Origin of the sequence: Pseudomonas sp. KCJK8993, from assembly GCF_046230915.1 — a bacterium.
Classification (GTDB): Bacteria; Pseudomonadota; Gammaproteobacteria; order Pseudomonadales; family Pseudomonadaceae; genus Aquipseudomonas; species Aquipseudomonas piscis.
On record NZ_JBJJLO010000023.1, the window covers coordinates 1 to 12,529 of the forward strand.

Sequence of the window (12,529 nt, forward strand, 5' to 3'; positions counted from 1 at the left end):
GTGGACCAGAAGCCCATCGGGCGTACTCCGCGCTCCAACCTGGCGACCTACACCGGCTTGTTCGACCAGGTGCGCAAGCTGTTCGCCGCCACCCCCGAGGCCCGGGCCCGGGGTTATGACGCCGGGCAGTTTTCCTTCAACGTCGCCAAGGGCCGCTGTCCGGCCTGCGAGGGCGAGGGTTTCGTCAGCGTCGAGCTGCTGTTCATGCCCAGCGTCTTCGCGCCATGCCCGACCTGCCATGGTGCGCGTTATCACCCGCAGACCCTGGAAGTGACCTGGCAGGGCCTGAACATCGCCCAGGTCCTGCAATTGAACGTCGAGCAGGCCTTGCCGGTCTTCGCCGGGCAGCCGGCGATCCTGCGGGCTCTGCAGGTACTGAGCGACATCGGCCTGGACTACCTGCGCCTGGGCCAGCCGGCCACCGAGCTGTCCGGTGGCGAGGCGCAGCGCATCAAGCTGGCCACCGAGCTGCAACGCAATGCCCGTGGCGCCACCCTCTATGTGCTGGACGAGCCCACCACGGGCCTGCACCCAAGGGACGTGGACCGGCTGCTGGAGCAGTTGGACAAGCTGGTGGCCGCCGGACACAGCGTGGTGGTGGTCGAGCACGAAATGCGCGTGGTGGCGAGGGCCGACTGGGTCATCGATATCGGCCCGGGCGCGGGCGAGCAGGGCGGTCGCCTAGTGGCCTGCGGCACTGCGCAGCAGGTGGCCAGGCAGGGTGAAGGCCGTACCGCGCCGTTCCTGGCGGCGGCCCTGGGCGGGAATTGATCCAGGGCAGCCGGCGGCGACGAACGGTTACCGCTGGTCTGATTGGCGGTCGACAGACCCGGGGAGCCAAGGCCATGCTGATGGCTGGCAGGGGCGTGAGGACGCCCCTGCTGCCGATCAACCACGGAGGTGTTCCATGCCGGTGACCCACGATCTTTACCAGGACCTGAGCTGCAGCAAAGAAGACATTCAACAGCGTCGGGCCAAGGATCCCCACCTCAATGCACTGTTCGACAAGTACAACAGTATCGACGACCAGGTGCTCAAGGCCGAAGCAGCGGCCGCCGCAGACGATGAAGTAAGGAAGCTCAAGGAAAAACGCCTGCTGATCAAGGATGAGATCTCCCAGAAACTCACCGCCCGTTCCTGACCTCCCGCCCTTGGCGCCTGTGGCTCGACCACAGGCCGCCGGTAACCGACCTCGATTCCCTTGTGTTCTTGCGGCAACGGCGAGACGAAGCGTGCCTGTAGCCGTCGCCGAGCCTGCGGGGCCGGACCAGGGGCCGCAGGACCGCAGTTCAGCGCGTCCGGCTAGCCGTGCACAACCTGCGGCGCGACCCCACGGGGGGGCTCCAGGCCTCAGTGCTCCAACGCCTGCTGCAATGGCAAGCGCGCCATGTGCCGGGCACTCAGGGAGCCCAGGTACAACGCATCGCCGTACTCGCGCACCGTGGTAATCGGCGAATAGTTGCCGCTGCTGCCATCCTGCAGGTTGGCGATCACCCGGCCCTGGGTGTCCAGGCCCAGCACGAAGCCGCGCTTTTCCACCGGCTTGGGTAATACCTGCATGGCCCGCACCAGCATCTTGCGCACGAAAGGGTAGGCGGCGGTGCCGTCCAGCAGGGCATTGCGCGGTGCATACAGGGCCACCCAGAAGCGATCACGGCCATTGAAGCTGAGGTTGTCCGGCAGCCCCGGCAGGTTGTCGATGAACAGGTCGTGCTGGCCGGTCTTGTCGCCCTTGAGCCAATAGCGGCTGATGCGATAGGCGCCGGTCTCGTTGACCAGAACGAAGGCCTCGTCCGGGCCCAGGGCGATGCCATTGGCGAACTCCAGGCCGTCGAGCAGGAGCTCGGTCCGGCCACTCTGGAAGTCGTAGCGCAACAGGCGGCCATCGCCACCGTGTTCGATCACCGCCTCGCCGTCTTGGCCATAACCCCAACGGCTGCTGGCGTCGCTGAAATAGGCGTAGCGACCGGCGGCATCCACCGCAACATCGTCGGTGAAGCCGAATTTCAGGCCATTGGCCGTGTCGCTCAAGACCTGGATCTGGCCCTGCCCGTCCAGGGCCAGCAGGCCCTTGATGGCGTCGGCGATGATCAGGCGGCCGTCCGGATGCCGGGCCACGCCCAGGGGCCGGCCACCGGTATTGGCCAGTACCTTGAGGGCCGTGCCGTCGAGGCTGGTCTGGATCACCCGGCCATCATGCAGGCCGGTGAGCAACTGGTCGTTTTCCAGCAGTAGCGCCTCGGGGCCGGCGATATCCCGGGCACCGACCGCCTGCACGGCCTTGAGCTTCTGGTTCTCGGCGTAAGGGCCCTGGCTCATCGATGGCGCAGGCGAGGGCTGCCAGGCCACCGGCTGGACCTTGGTCGGCGCCAGCAGCAGGAAGGCCAGGATGGCGATGACCAGCAGCAGGATGATCCGGCCGAGGCCGAAGCGGCGAGGGGCGATTTGGTTCATGCAGTGACTCCTGTCGGTGTGCGGTTCAGGACGGGCTGGCAGCCGGCGCGGCGGGCTGCGCTGCGATGGTTTGTTGGGCCATCTTGCACAATGCCTGCATCGAGGCCGCGGACTCCCGTTCTATCCGTCGTTTGAATAGCAGTCGATTACCCAAGCGCATCAGCAGGTTGTCGAAGCCATATTCCAGGGTGCGCACGAAACGGGTGTGTCCGTCTGCCAGGGGCTGGCATTGGTAAGTGACCTGCAACCATAGACCATGATCGCCCCGGGCCGTGGCGCGCCAGCGCTGCCCCGCCAGGTACTCCTCGACCCGCCAGCTCAGGTGGCCGCTGCGCCCGCCGGCGTGGATGTCCTCCTCGAAGCCCTGGCCGCCGGCCAGGGGGCCATCGGCGCCTTCGACCTTGAGCGACGATGGATGCCATTGCGGCCAGCACCGTGGGCTGGCGGCGTAGGCCAGGGTGCTGGCGCTGCTGCGGGGGATGTCGACCTGATGCTGCATGCGGGTCAGGGACGTGGGCCTGGTCGCGCAGTGGGACTGCTCCGGGGGTTGCTCCGGCTGCCAGTACAGGGTGCCGAACAGCCAGTCCATCAAGGGCAGGACGATATTGAAGTTGCGTTCCTGCATCAGCTCGCGGCGGTGATGCAGTTCGTGCAGGCGCCGCATCTGGCGGATCCAGGGCAGGCGCGCCAGGGGATGGCCGGCCGGCAAGTGTTCGCAGGCATGGAAGATCTCGTAGGCCAGGTAGCCGATCAGCGTGCAGCTGGCGAACAAGGCCGCGACATTGGCGTTCCACAGGCGCAGCAGCCCCCACAGGGGCAGGGCGAACAGCAGGCTGTGGAGCACGATCAGCCAGGCCGGGAACAGGATCACCCGCCAATCCCGCAAGCCTTCGTAAGCCATCAGCCCCGGGGTGAAGAAACTGTGGTGATCGCCGGTATGCCGGGCATAGAACAGGCGTCCCAGGCGCCGCTTGTGGTGTCCCAGCCAGCGGTGCACCCCGTAGATGCACAGGTTGAAGAACAGCAGCGCCAGCGGTATCGCCAGCCATTCCAGCGGCTGTACCCGGTCCAGGGTGCTCCACAGCAGGCCGATGCACAGCAGGCCGTAGGCCAGGACGAAGCCGCCGTGCAGCCATGGGTTGTAGCGCGGGCTGACCGCGGCCCGGTATTGCTGGCGAAAGTGCTGGGTGGTGTCGCGCATGGCGCTGCTCCCGTTGTTGTTTTTATTGACCGCAGCCTAGCTCCCGGAGAATTATCCATCCAATGGATAGTAGGAATGAGCATTATTCATGAAGCTGAATATCCAGCGCCTGGACCTCAACCTGCTGCGGGTGTTCGATGCCTTGATGCAGGAGCAGAACCTGTCCCGGGCCGCCTTGCGGCTCAATCTCAGCCAACCGGCGGTGAGCAATGCCCTGGCGCGCCTGCGCCGACACCTGGACGAGCCGTTGTTCGTCCGCACGGCCCGGGGCATGCAACCGACTTCCCGGGCCCAGGGCCTGCATGTGTTGGTGCGCCAGGCCCTGCACTTGCTGCAACAGGGCCTGGACCCGGCTGGCGAGTTCGATCCTGCGGCGGCCGACCAGTTGTTCACCCTGTCGATGAACGACTACGCCCAGGCCCGCCTGTTACCGGCGCTATCGCGGCGCTTGCAGCAGGTGGCGCCGCAGGTACGGCTGGCGGTGCGCAGCGACAGCGCCGACTCGCTGGCGGCCTGGCTCAGTGCGGGCATGCTCGACCTGGCGGTGGACTACCTGTATTTCGACAACCCGGACCTGTGCTACCAGCCATTGCTGGAGGAACAACTGGTGGTGATCGGTCGCGCCGGACACCCGGCTTTCGTTCCCGAGCTGGACCTGGCGGCCTACCAGGGTTGCCAGCATGTGGCGATTCCCGATCGTGGCGGGCGTGGGTCGCCGCTGGAGATCGTGCTGGGTTCGGCGCGGGTCAGGCGCCAGGTGCAGCTGTTCGTACCCAACTACCTGAGCATCCCGCTGATCGTGGCGCAATCCGATCTTCTGGGCACGGTGCCGAGGCACCTGGCGGAGCATTTCGCCGCGTTGCTGCCGATCCGCATCGCCAGCTTGCCGTTGCTGGCAGCGCCGGTGCAGGTCAGCCTGATCTGGCATCGCCAGCAGCAACAGGCGCCGGGGCTGCAATGGTTGCGTGGCGAGATCGGGGCTCTGGCGAGCCAGGGGCCTGGCAGCTAGCGTCGCCCTCTACGGGGCTTACCTGTGCAGTCCAGGCCAGAGATTTTTCCTACTTCTATTCAGGATGTATCTTGAATTCAGCTCCAGGGCGCTTTGGCTAGCATGGGTTTTTGCCCGGAGCCGCAGTCCATGAAGACCCTGAGCGTATTGCTGTTGTGTTCGAACACCTTCAGGGCCCGGCGCTTTACCCGGATCCTGGACAGCACCGCCTTCGTCCAGCTCCAGGTGGTCTGTAGCGACGACGATTGGACCTGCTTTCCCCCCTGCACCCAGGCCCCGGACCTGGTGATCTGCGACTCCCTGGCATCCCCTGCGGCGATCCATTACCTGCGCCGGCTCTGCGAGTACTATCCCTTCTTCTCGATGATCGCGAGTACGACCCTGAAGGCCCCGTTCCGCTGGGGCCTGGCGAATTTCCTTGAGTATTCGGGCAAGCACGACCTGGGCAGCTTCGAAGAGCTGGATGCCCCCCTGCTGGGCGAGCTGCTGCTCAAGGCCCTGGCCCTCAAGTCCAGGAGGGCCGGCCAGGGCCACGGGCAGTCGGCGCCGCCCCCGCCGCTCACGCAAGAGCAGGCGTTGCTGGCCCTGGAACAACGGCAGATCGTGGCTTTTTTCCAGCCGCAGGTGTGCCTCAAGACCCGGCGCATCACCGGGGCCGAGACCCTGGTGCGCTGGCTGCATCCGAGTCGGGGTGTGTTGGGGCCTGGTGCTTTTCTCGCTCTGTTCGAGCGACCCGAACAACAGCGCCAGCTGTTCCACAGCCTGTTGCAACAGGGGTTGGACTTGCAGCGCCGGTTGCCGGCCGGCCATGGGGCTGGGCTGGTGTTTTCCTACAACCTCGAGGCCAGCCAGTTACGCGAGCCAGGACTCGCCCGGCAGATTCTGCAACGGATCGAGGCCGCCGCGGTGCCGGCCAGCCAGGTGACCCTGGAGATCACCGAGCGCGTGGCCCTGGTCCTGGATATGCCGGCTATCGAAAACATCAGCCTCTTGGTGAAAGGCGGGGTACGCCTGTCCCTCGATGATTTTGGCTGCGGGTATTCCTCGCTGACCCGCCTGGCGGACATTCCCTTCAGCCAGGTCAAGCTCGATGCAGGGCTCATCGGCAACGCCCATGGGCCCAAGGCAAGCCTGATCATCGAGGCTGTGGTCAGCTTGGCCCGATCCCTCGAGCTGGAGCTGGTGGCCGAAGGGGTCGAGACCCCAAGGCAGCGGGCACACTTGCGGCGCCTGGGGGTTGGCGCGGCCCAGGGCTACCTGTTCCACAAGCCCATGGATGGCGCCAGCCTGCTGCGCTTGCTGGCCGTGGAAGAGCCGGATCCTCGGTTATCGCCAGGACCCGGCGGCCGCTTGCTCAAGGCGCCTTGAGCATCACATAGGCTTCGCCGCCACGCCGATCGTGCATCAACAGGAACACCTTGCCGTCGATAGTGAGCTTGGCGGGCAGGCTCTGCTCCACCGGCGTGCTGGAGAACTTGCCGGCAACGCTGAGAAATTGCCGGGTCAGGGAGCTGTCGTTCTGGTTCGGGGTGGTGACGGCGCATTCCTGGTTGGCCCGCACCTGGACCCCAAGGGTCTGGTCCTGGTTCATGCCCATCCTGGCGAACCCCGCGTCGTTCAACTCCCCGATACCATGCTCGCGAGCAGCGGTGGCGGCGCCGTTGAAGGACGGAGCGGATTTCAGGCAGATATCGCGAAAGGCCAGGATCCCGGCGGAGGTGACCGTGGGCTCCGGATCGAGCTGGCGGGTGATGCTGCTACAAGCGCCAAGCTGTGCCAGGACGGCGAACAGCGTGGCAAGCAGGGCGGTGCGGGGCAGGGGGGGCATGGTCGGTCCTCGGGCGCGGCAGGGCTGTCTAGCAGGGTAGGCAGCGCAGGCCGGTAGATCAATGTTTGCGGCGTGACTCTCACTGGTAACAACGCCTTGGCTACCCGCGCTGGCGCAGTATTTGCCTGTTTCCCAATCCGTTCAGCGACAGGGATCGACAGCCATGCAATTACGCGCGTTGCGTTACTTTCACGAGGTGGCCCGGTGCGCTTCCTTGCGCCAGGCGGCGGAGCGCCTGTACGTGACTCCCACGGCCGTGAGCCGGCAGATCGAGCAGCTGGAACACTTCTTCGGCAGCGCCCTGATCGAGCGCGGCCCCCGGGGGATTCGCCTGACGGTGGAGGGCGAGTGCCTGGCCGAGCAAGTGGCCTCGACCTTGCGCGGCTTCGACCAGGTCCGCGATGTAATTGCCAGTCGGCAAAGCCAGGTCGCCGGTAACGTCAGTATCCATGTGTCGGAAAGTATCGTTTCCAGTGTGCTGGCTCCGGTGCTGGCGGCGTTCTATCGCAATCACCCCAAGGTGACCTTCAATATCGTGATCGCCAGTGCCGGTGCCACCCTCGATGCCCTGTGCAGTGGCGAGGCCGACCTGGGCCTGGCCTTTTACCTACAGGAACGTGCCGAGGTGGAGGTGACCGCCCAGTGCCAGTTGTGGCACCGGGTGCTGGTCAGCGCCGAGCACCCCTTCGCCCAGCGCCCAAGCATTCGCCTGGAGGATCTTGAAGACCAGCCCCTGGCGATTCCCGGCTCGGCCTATGGTGTGCGCCAGGCACTGGAAGGGGCGGCGAAGAAGCGTGGGCTGAACATCCTGCCGGTTTTCACCACCAGCTCCCTGGAAGTGCAAAAAAGCCTGGCGCGCCAGCGTGCAGCGGTGCTGATCCTGCCCCAGGTGGACGCCGAGGCTCGCGACCTGGGGGATGGCCTGGTGGCTGTGCCGATCGACGATGAGCACCTGGAGCGCATCCGTGTCGATCTGTGCGTGTATCGCAATCGCCCGTTGTCGGTGGCCACTCTCCAGTGCCAGGCGATGCTCGCCCGGGCCATGCAGCATCACGCCCTGGCCGACTGACCGGACAACCTGCTGTGCGTTGCCTTGCGGGGCGGTCGCGACCCTAGAACAGGTTGAACGGAAAGTTGCCCACCAGGCGCAGCTCGTCGTAGCTGCCGTCGATCTGCCCACCGCTGGCGCGATGGTTGTAGACGATGGTTCGCAGTACCGCGTCCTTGAACCTGCCGGACTGCACCACATAGGCCAGCGTCAGGCCGTTTTCGTCATGCTGGGCGCCGTCCAGGCCACGCACGTTGTAGCCTCGGTTGCGAGCGTTGCGGTCGCCACGGTAGTGCGTGCCGTCGATGTTCCAGCCCTTGGCATGCCACAGGCTGGCGCTCAGGCCCGGTACGCCGAAGGCTGCCAGGTCCAGGTCGTAGCGCAGTTGCCAGGATTTCTCGTTGGGGCCGTTGTAGTCCGAGTACAACGAGTTGGCCATGTAGTTGCCCGTGGATTCCCATACATAGTCGAAGTACTCGTCGCCGAACACCTGTTGCCAGGCCAGGGTCAGGCCGTGGGCCTGGTGGCTGGCGGTCAGTGCGAGGCTGAAGGCGTCGTTGGCGATGTAACCCAGGCGCTGCTGGCCCTGGTCCCGGGTGTGGTAGTAGTTGAACGCGGTCTTCAATGCCAGGTGGCTCTTATCGCCAGCGCGCTGGGTCAGCCCCAGGTAGTACTGGTCCCACATATTCTCGAAGCGCGAGGCATAGAGACTGCCTTCCAGGCCCAGCCCCGGCTTGAGTGTCGCCCCCAGGTAGCTGATGCGCTCGCCACTGTAGGCTCGATTGCCGAACGTGGTGGTCAAGCGCTCGGTGCCGGTGCCGGTCCGCGGGATCGCCCGGTCGAAGCTGCCGGCTTGCGGCGCCAGCCAGTCGGTTTCATTGCTGTACAGGCCCACGCCCTGGAAACTCGAAGGCAGGGCACGGTTGTCCTTGTAGCGCAGCACCGGGTTGTCGGTCATCAGGCGTCCGGCCTTGAGTTCGGTATTGGACAGGCGCAGGCGCACATCGCCGATCCCCAGGCGGCTCCAGGTCGGCAGGGCATCACCGGCACTGTCCACCAGCACCCGATCGCCGCCATTGGCCACCCGGCCGTGGCCGCGTTCCAGGTTGACCGCGCTGAACAGCCCGGCGTCGACACCGAAGCCGACCAGGCCTTGGGTGTAGCCCGAGCTGTACTTGAGCATGCCGGTCTGGACCCAGGTCTGTCGGGTACGGGTGCGTTCGAGACCCTCGGCTTTCTTGATCCAAAGGTAGGTATCACGCCGGGTGTGCTGGTTGGAGTAGTAGTGACGCAGATTCAGATCCAGGTGGCTGCCCTCGAGGAATCCCGGGGCTTGGGCCTGTGGGTTGTCCTGGGCCCAGGAGGGCGCGCTGGCGAACAGGGCCAGGCTGCAGAGTGCGAAGGGTTTCATGTGGCTTCCCTGAAAACGAAGGCGATGTCGGGCCGTCCGTGACCGCCAGGGCGGCACGGTAGCGAAAAGATCGTCGAGTGCAAAGCGGTCGGTTAGCGGGCTCGTGCCAGTCCTGCTTCCGGGTTGTCGCGCCCTGGAGTTTCGGGGCGGGTTTCCTTGGCGAACCAGGCCGCGGCCAGGCAGACCAGGTTGGCCAGCAACAGGTAGCCCACGGGGGACATGGGGTTGCCGGTGGTACCGATCAGCCAGGTGATGATGATCTGCGCCGTGCCGCCGAAAGCCGCCACGCCGAAGGCGTAGACGATGGAGAAACCCGTGGAGCGCACGGCCTTGGGGAAACTCTCCACCAAGAGCACGATCAACGCCGCGCCACTCATGCCATGCAGGCCCGATAGCACGGCCAGGGCGGTGAGAAAGGTGGTGGGGCTGGGGTGTTCGGTCATCAGTTGCAGGGCCGGGAACAGCACCAGTAGCAGCACTACCCTGGGGGCCATGAGGATGGTGCGCCGGCCGTAGCGGTCGCAGAGCATGCCACCGGCGATGGCGCACACCGCCATCGCCGCTCCGGCCACCAGGGTGGAGAGCATCGAGATGCTGGTGGGCAGCTTCAGCTCGGTGAGGGCGAAGGTGGTCATGTAGTTGATGAAGTACTGGGTGATGGTGCTCCCGGAGAGAATCAGCAAGCCCAGTACCAGTGCCCGGCGATGGGCACCGAAGACCTGGCGCACCAGGCTGCCGGTACTGGCCTGTTCGCCCTGGCCATGGAAGGTCTCCGCCAGGTTGCGCCGGATATAGATGCCGATGGGCAGCACCAGCAGGCCGAACACGAAGGGCACGCGCCAGCCCCAGCGGTTGAGGTCTTCGGCGGACAGCAGCTGGGTCAGGATATAGCCCACGGTGCCCGCGGCCATGGCGGCGACACCCTGGGCCACCACCTGCCAGCAGGCATAGGTGCCACGCTTGTGTGCCGGTGCGGCTTCGAGAATGTAGGTGGTGGCCGGGCCGGCCTCGCCACCCCAGGCCAGGCCCTGGATCAACCGGGTGAGCACCAGCAGGATCGGCGCGGCGATCCCGATACTCTCGTAGCCCGGCAGGATGGCGATGCTGCCGGTGCCCACGGCCATCATCACCAGGGTTAGCAGCATGGCGGGCTTGCGCCCGACGCGGTCGGCATAGGCACCGATCAGCACCGCCCCCAGGGGCCGCACGATAAAACCGACGCCAAAGGCCGTGACCGACAGCAGCAGGCTGACGAAGGCGCTGTCGGAGGGAAAGAAGGTATGCCCGATCATCACCGCGAAGGTGGCGTAGACCCCGAAGTCGAAGAATTCCACGGCATTGCCGAGGATCACCGCGAACACGCTGCGCTTGCCTCCCGGTGCATTCGGCGCTGGCGCATCATGGGGTAGGGAATGGGTGTGGTGGTGATTGTGCATACTGGCCCCTCGAATTTTTATTCATAGGTTGCCCAGGCTCCGGGCGGCAAGGCCCGGGGCTTGGGGTGAAGGTGGCAGTTACGGCTTGGCTGGTCAGTGCGACGGCGGGCTTGGCCAACGGTGGATCGCTCCACGCCAGCTCTCGTAGGTCTTGGCCACTTGCAGCAGCCATTGGTCGGCAAAGCGCGGGGCGATCATCTGCAAGCCGATGGGCAAGCCATCGGCACTCAAGCCACAGTTGATCGACAGCGCCGGTTGTTCGCCCATGTTCCAGGGCAGGGTGAAGACGATGTGTTCGAATGGCCGTTGCGGATCGTTGCTCGGCGATGGCCAGTGGGCGGGAAAGCTGTTGACCTGGTTGGTGGGCGACAGCACCAGGTCGAACTCGCTGAATACCTGTGCTGCGCGACGGCGCATCTCGAACGTCTGGTTGAAGCCTTGTACGGCCTCGACCCCGGACAGGTCGGCTCCAGGGGCGGCCCATTCGCGGATGTAGGGCAGCACCTTGGCGAACTGTTCGCTGCCCAGGGCCGAGAGTTCGGCCCACTGTCGGGCGCGCCAGAAGCGGTCCAGGCCATCCAGCAAGGGCCGGTCCATGATCGGCGCCAGGGCTTGTACCCGGGCACCGTGGCTTTCGAACAGGCGTGCGGCACGTTCCACGGCCTCGCAGACAAAACCCTCGGGTTGCAGACCGGCACCGGGTTGCAGCATCAGCCCGATCTTCAGGCCATTGACCGAGAGCGGTTGCTCGCTCCAGTCGCTGGTCAGCGGCGGCAGGCTGGTGGCATCGCGGGCATCGGGCCGTGCCAGGTGGCGCATCAGCAGGATCGTATCCTCGACGCTACGAGTCATCGGTCCGGCACAGCGCCCGGTGTAGTAAGGGTCGATGGGAACCCGCCCGAGGGTCGGCTTGAAGCCCACCAGGCCGCACCAGGCCGCTGGCAGGCGTATCGAGCCGCCGATGTCGGTGCCGATGTGCAGTGGACCATAACCGGCCGCTGCGGCAGCGCCGGCTCCGGAACTGGAGCCACCGGTATTGCGTTGCAGGTTCCAGGGGTTGCGGGTGAGGCCGTGGAAGCTCGACAACCCTGAGGACAACATGCCGAAATCCGGCACCGTGGTCTTGGCCAGGATGATCGCCCCGGCCTCGCGCATGCGTGCCGCTGGCGGTGCATCCTGGGTTGCCGGCGTGAGGGCGGTGGCAGCGCAACCCAGGGGAATCGGCGTGCCGCGGGTGGCGATCAGTTCCTTGATTGTCACCGGTATCCCGTCCAGCGGGCCGCAGGGGGTGCCCTTGTTCCAACGCTCGGTGGCAGCCCTGGCCTGCTGGCGCACCTGCTCCGGGTCGAAGGCGTAGAGCGCACGGATATGGGGCTCCCAGGCGTCGATATGGGCCAGCAGATGGTCGTAGTAGTCCAGGGGAGACAACGTGCGGTTGGCGAACAACGCCAGCAGTTGGGCGGCTTGGAGCTCGTGCAGATCAGTCATCGAACGCATCCTTGTGTCGGGCGTCAGGTGGGTTGCCGATGAACCGACTGTAGTCGCTCCTCCCGGCTCCAACCATCACAAAGGACGCAGCGTGGCGTTGCGTTTTTGTGTGCACTCGATGCGGGTCCGCACGCTCGGCGAGCGTTCGGGACATGGCCTTGCGCGCCTGTACCCGCAGGCCGCCTCGCCGCGGCGTCAGGGACCGAGGTCAAGCCGCGTCAGTTGAAGCCGATCGTGGTGCTTTGGCGGGTTTCGCGATCGTGCAATTGGTCGATATGGGTCTCATAGGTGCATTGCCCGCTGCACTTGTATTCGTAGCTCACCGAGGGCTTGAACTGCAGTTGAAGCTTATGGGGGGCGGGCTCGGTGGCCTGGGGCCTGGTGCTGCTGGGCGCCGCCAGTTCAGGCTCGGGGTAGCGCAGGTCGAGGCTCGCGGACTGGGCCGCAAGGGACAGGGTCGCGAGCAGCAACCCCGGGAGCATTGTTTTGCGATTGAACATCATGGGTTACGCACTGCCATACACAAGGTTGCCGATTATAACGAACCAGCCGACGCCGATTTAACCCAAAAGATCCGCGGGCCTGCATGAAGTATTTGTCACCGGCTCGGTCTGCGCCTGCTTCTACACTGCCACGGACTCCCGTGGCCCAGGA

Annotated in this window: 11 protein-coding genes and 1 pseudogene; 5 read left to right on the top strand and 7 right to left on the bottom strand. The window is 65.5% G+C overall.

The window, feature by feature from the left end; translation table 11 throughout:
• Positions 1 to 771: pseudogene (locus ACK6AU_RS10240) on the top strand (excinuclease ABC subunit A); the annotation flags it as partial.
• A gap of 136 nt (positions 772 to 907) precedes the next feature.
• The gene (locus tag ACK6AU_RS10245; protein WP_022639428.1) at positions 908 to 1,141 is read left to right on the top strand and encodes a DUF465 domain-containing protein; all 234 of its coding nucleotides are present in this window, start codon (positions 908 to 910) and stop codon (positions 1,139 to 1,141) included.
• A 209-nt stretch (positions 1,142 to 1,350) separates the two neighbouring features.
• On the opposite strand, the gene ACK6AU_RS10250 is transcribed toward ACK6AU_RS10245, so the two are convergent.
• Both ACK6AU_RS10250 and ACK6AU_RS10255 read right to left on the bottom strand, forming a co-directional pair.
• Positions 1,351 to 2,454 carry an SMP-30/gluconolactonase/LRE family protein gene (locus ACK6AU_RS10250; protein ID WP_409299136.1) on the bottom strand — a complete coding sequence of 368 codons (1,104 nt, stop codon included), beginning with the start codon at positions 2,452 to 2,454 and terminating at the stop codon, positions 1,351 to 1,353.
• A 25-nt stretch (positions 2,455 to 2,479) separates the two neighbouring features.
• The gene (locus ACK6AU_RS10255) at positions 2,480 to 3,655 is read right to left on the bottom strand and encodes an SRPBCC family protein (protein ID WP_409299138.1); all 1,176 of its coding nucleotides are present in this window, start codon (positions 3,653 to 3,655) and stop codon (positions 2,480 to 2,482) included.
• 88 nt (positions 3,656 to 3,743) lie between these two features.
• Between ACK6AU_RS10255 and ACK6AU_RS10260 the strand changes: the two genes are divergently transcribed.
• Positions 3,744 to 4,664 carry a LysR substrate-binding domain-containing protein gene (locus ACK6AU_RS10260; protein ID WP_409299140.1) on the top strand — a complete coding sequence of 307 codons (921 nt, stop codon included), beginning with the start codon at positions 3,744 to 3,746 and terminating at the stop codon, positions 4,662 to 4,664.
• A 129-nt stretch (positions 4,665 to 4,793) separates the two neighbouring features.
• Complete coding sequence (locus ACK6AU_RS10265; protein WP_409299142.1) at positions 4,794 to 6,032, top strand: EAL domain-containing protein; 1,239 nt, start codon at positions 4,794 to 4,796, stop codon at positions 6,030 to 6,032.
• Here ACK6AU_RS10265 and ACK6AU_RS10270 read toward each other — a convergent pair.
• Complete coding sequence (locus ACK6AU_RS10270; protein WP_409299144.1) at positions 6,019 to 6,492, bottom strand: hypothetical protein; 474 nt, start codon at positions 6,490 to 6,492, stop codon at positions 6,019 to 6,021. The two genes, ACK6AU_RS10265 and ACK6AU_RS10270, sit on opposite strands and share 14 nt — an antisense overlap.
• A 163-nt stretch (positions 6,493 to 6,655) precedes the next feature.
• Between ACK6AU_RS10270 and ACK6AU_RS10275 the strand changes: the two genes are divergently transcribed.
• Complete coding sequence (locus ACK6AU_RS10275; protein ID WP_185700831.1) at positions 6,656 to 7,561, top strand: LysR family transcriptional regulator; 906 nt, start codon at positions 6,656 to 6,658, stop codon at positions 7,559 to 7,561.
• Between the two features lie 43 nt (positions 7,562 to 7,604).
• On the opposite strand, the gene ACK6AU_RS10280 is transcribed toward ACK6AU_RS10275, so the two are convergent.
• From ACK6AU_RS10280 to ACK6AU_RS10295, 4 genes are all read right to left on the bottom strand, one after another.
• Positions 7,605 to 8,951, bottom strand: a complete 1,347-nt coding sequence (locus ACK6AU_RS10280; RefSeq protein WP_409299147.1) for an OprD family outer membrane porin — start codon at positions 8,949 to 8,951, stop codon at positions 7,605 to 7,607.
• Between the two features lie 92 nt (positions 8,952 to 9,043).
• A complete protein-coding gene (locus tag ACK6AU_RS10285) occupies positions 9,044 to 10,387 on the bottom strand; it encodes a citrate-proton symporter (protein WP_221775363.1) in 1,344 nt (447 codons plus the stop codon).
• A gap of 93 nt (positions 10,388 to 10,480) precedes the next feature.
• The gene (locus ACK6AU_RS10290) at positions 10,481 to 11,875 is read right to left on the bottom strand and encodes an amidase (protein ID WP_409299149.1); all 1,395 of its coding nucleotides are present in this window, start codon (positions 11,873 to 11,875) and stop codon (positions 10,481 to 10,483) included.
• Positions 11,876 to 12,093: 218 nt separating this feature from the next.
• Positions 12,094 to 12,378, bottom strand: a complete 285-nt coding sequence (locus ACK6AU_RS10295) for a hypothetical protein (RefSeq protein ID WP_185700834.1) — start codon at positions 12,376 to 12,378, stop codon at positions 12,094 to 12,096.
• Positions 12,379 to 12,529: the final 151 nt, after the last annotated feature.

What these genes read in the sequence shown, in the direction of transcription:
- ACK6AU_RS10245 (WP_022639428.1), top strand. Translation starts at nt 908, where the DNA reads ATGCCGGTGACCCACGATCTTTACCAGGACCTGAGCTGCAGCAAAGAA.
- ACK6AU_RS10250 (WP_409299136.1), bottom strand. Translation starts at nt 2,454, where the DNA reads ATGAACCAAATCGCCCCTCGCCGCTTCGGCCTCGGCCGGATCATCCTG.
- ACK6AU_RS10255 (WP_409299138.1), bottom strand. Translation starts at nt 3,655, where the DNA reads ATGCGCGACACCACCCAGCACTTTCGCCAGCAATACCGGGCCGCGGTC.
- ACK6AU_RS10260 (WP_409299140.1), top strand. Translation starts at nt 3,744, where the DNA reads ATGAAGCTGAATATCCAGCGCCTGGACCTCAACCTGCTGCGGGTGTTC.
- ACK6AU_RS10265 (WP_409299142.1), top strand. Translation starts at nt 4,794, where the DNA reads ATGAAGACCCTGAGCGTATTGCTGTTGTGTTCGAACACCTTCAGGGCC.
- ACK6AU_RS10270 (WP_409299144.1), bottom strand. Translation starts at nt 6,492, where the DNA reads ATGCCCCCCCTGCCCCGCACCGCCCTGCTTGCCACGCTGTTCGCCGTC.
- ACK6AU_RS10275 (WP_185700831.1), top strand. Translation starts at nt 6,656, where the DNA reads ATGCAATTACGCGCGTTGCGTTACTTTCACGAGGTGGCCCGGTGCGCT.
- ACK6AU_RS10280 (WP_409299147.1), bottom strand. Translation starts at nt 8,951, where the DNA reads ATGAAACCCTTCGCACTCTGCAGCCTGGCCCTGTTCGCCAGCGCGCCC.
- ACK6AU_RS10285 (WP_221775363.1), bottom strand. Translation starts at nt 10,387, where the DNA reads ATGCACAATCACCACCACACCCATTCCCTACCCCATGATGCGCCAGCG.
- ACK6AU_RS10290 (WP_409299149.1), bottom strand. Translation starts at nt 11,875, where the DNA reads ATGACTGATCTGCACGAGCTCCAAGCCGCCCAACTGCTGGCGTTGTTC.
- ACK6AU_RS10295 (WP_185700834.1), bottom strand. Translation starts at nt 12,378, where the DNA reads ATGATGTTCAATCGCAAAACAATGCTCCCGGGGTTGCTGCTCGCGACC.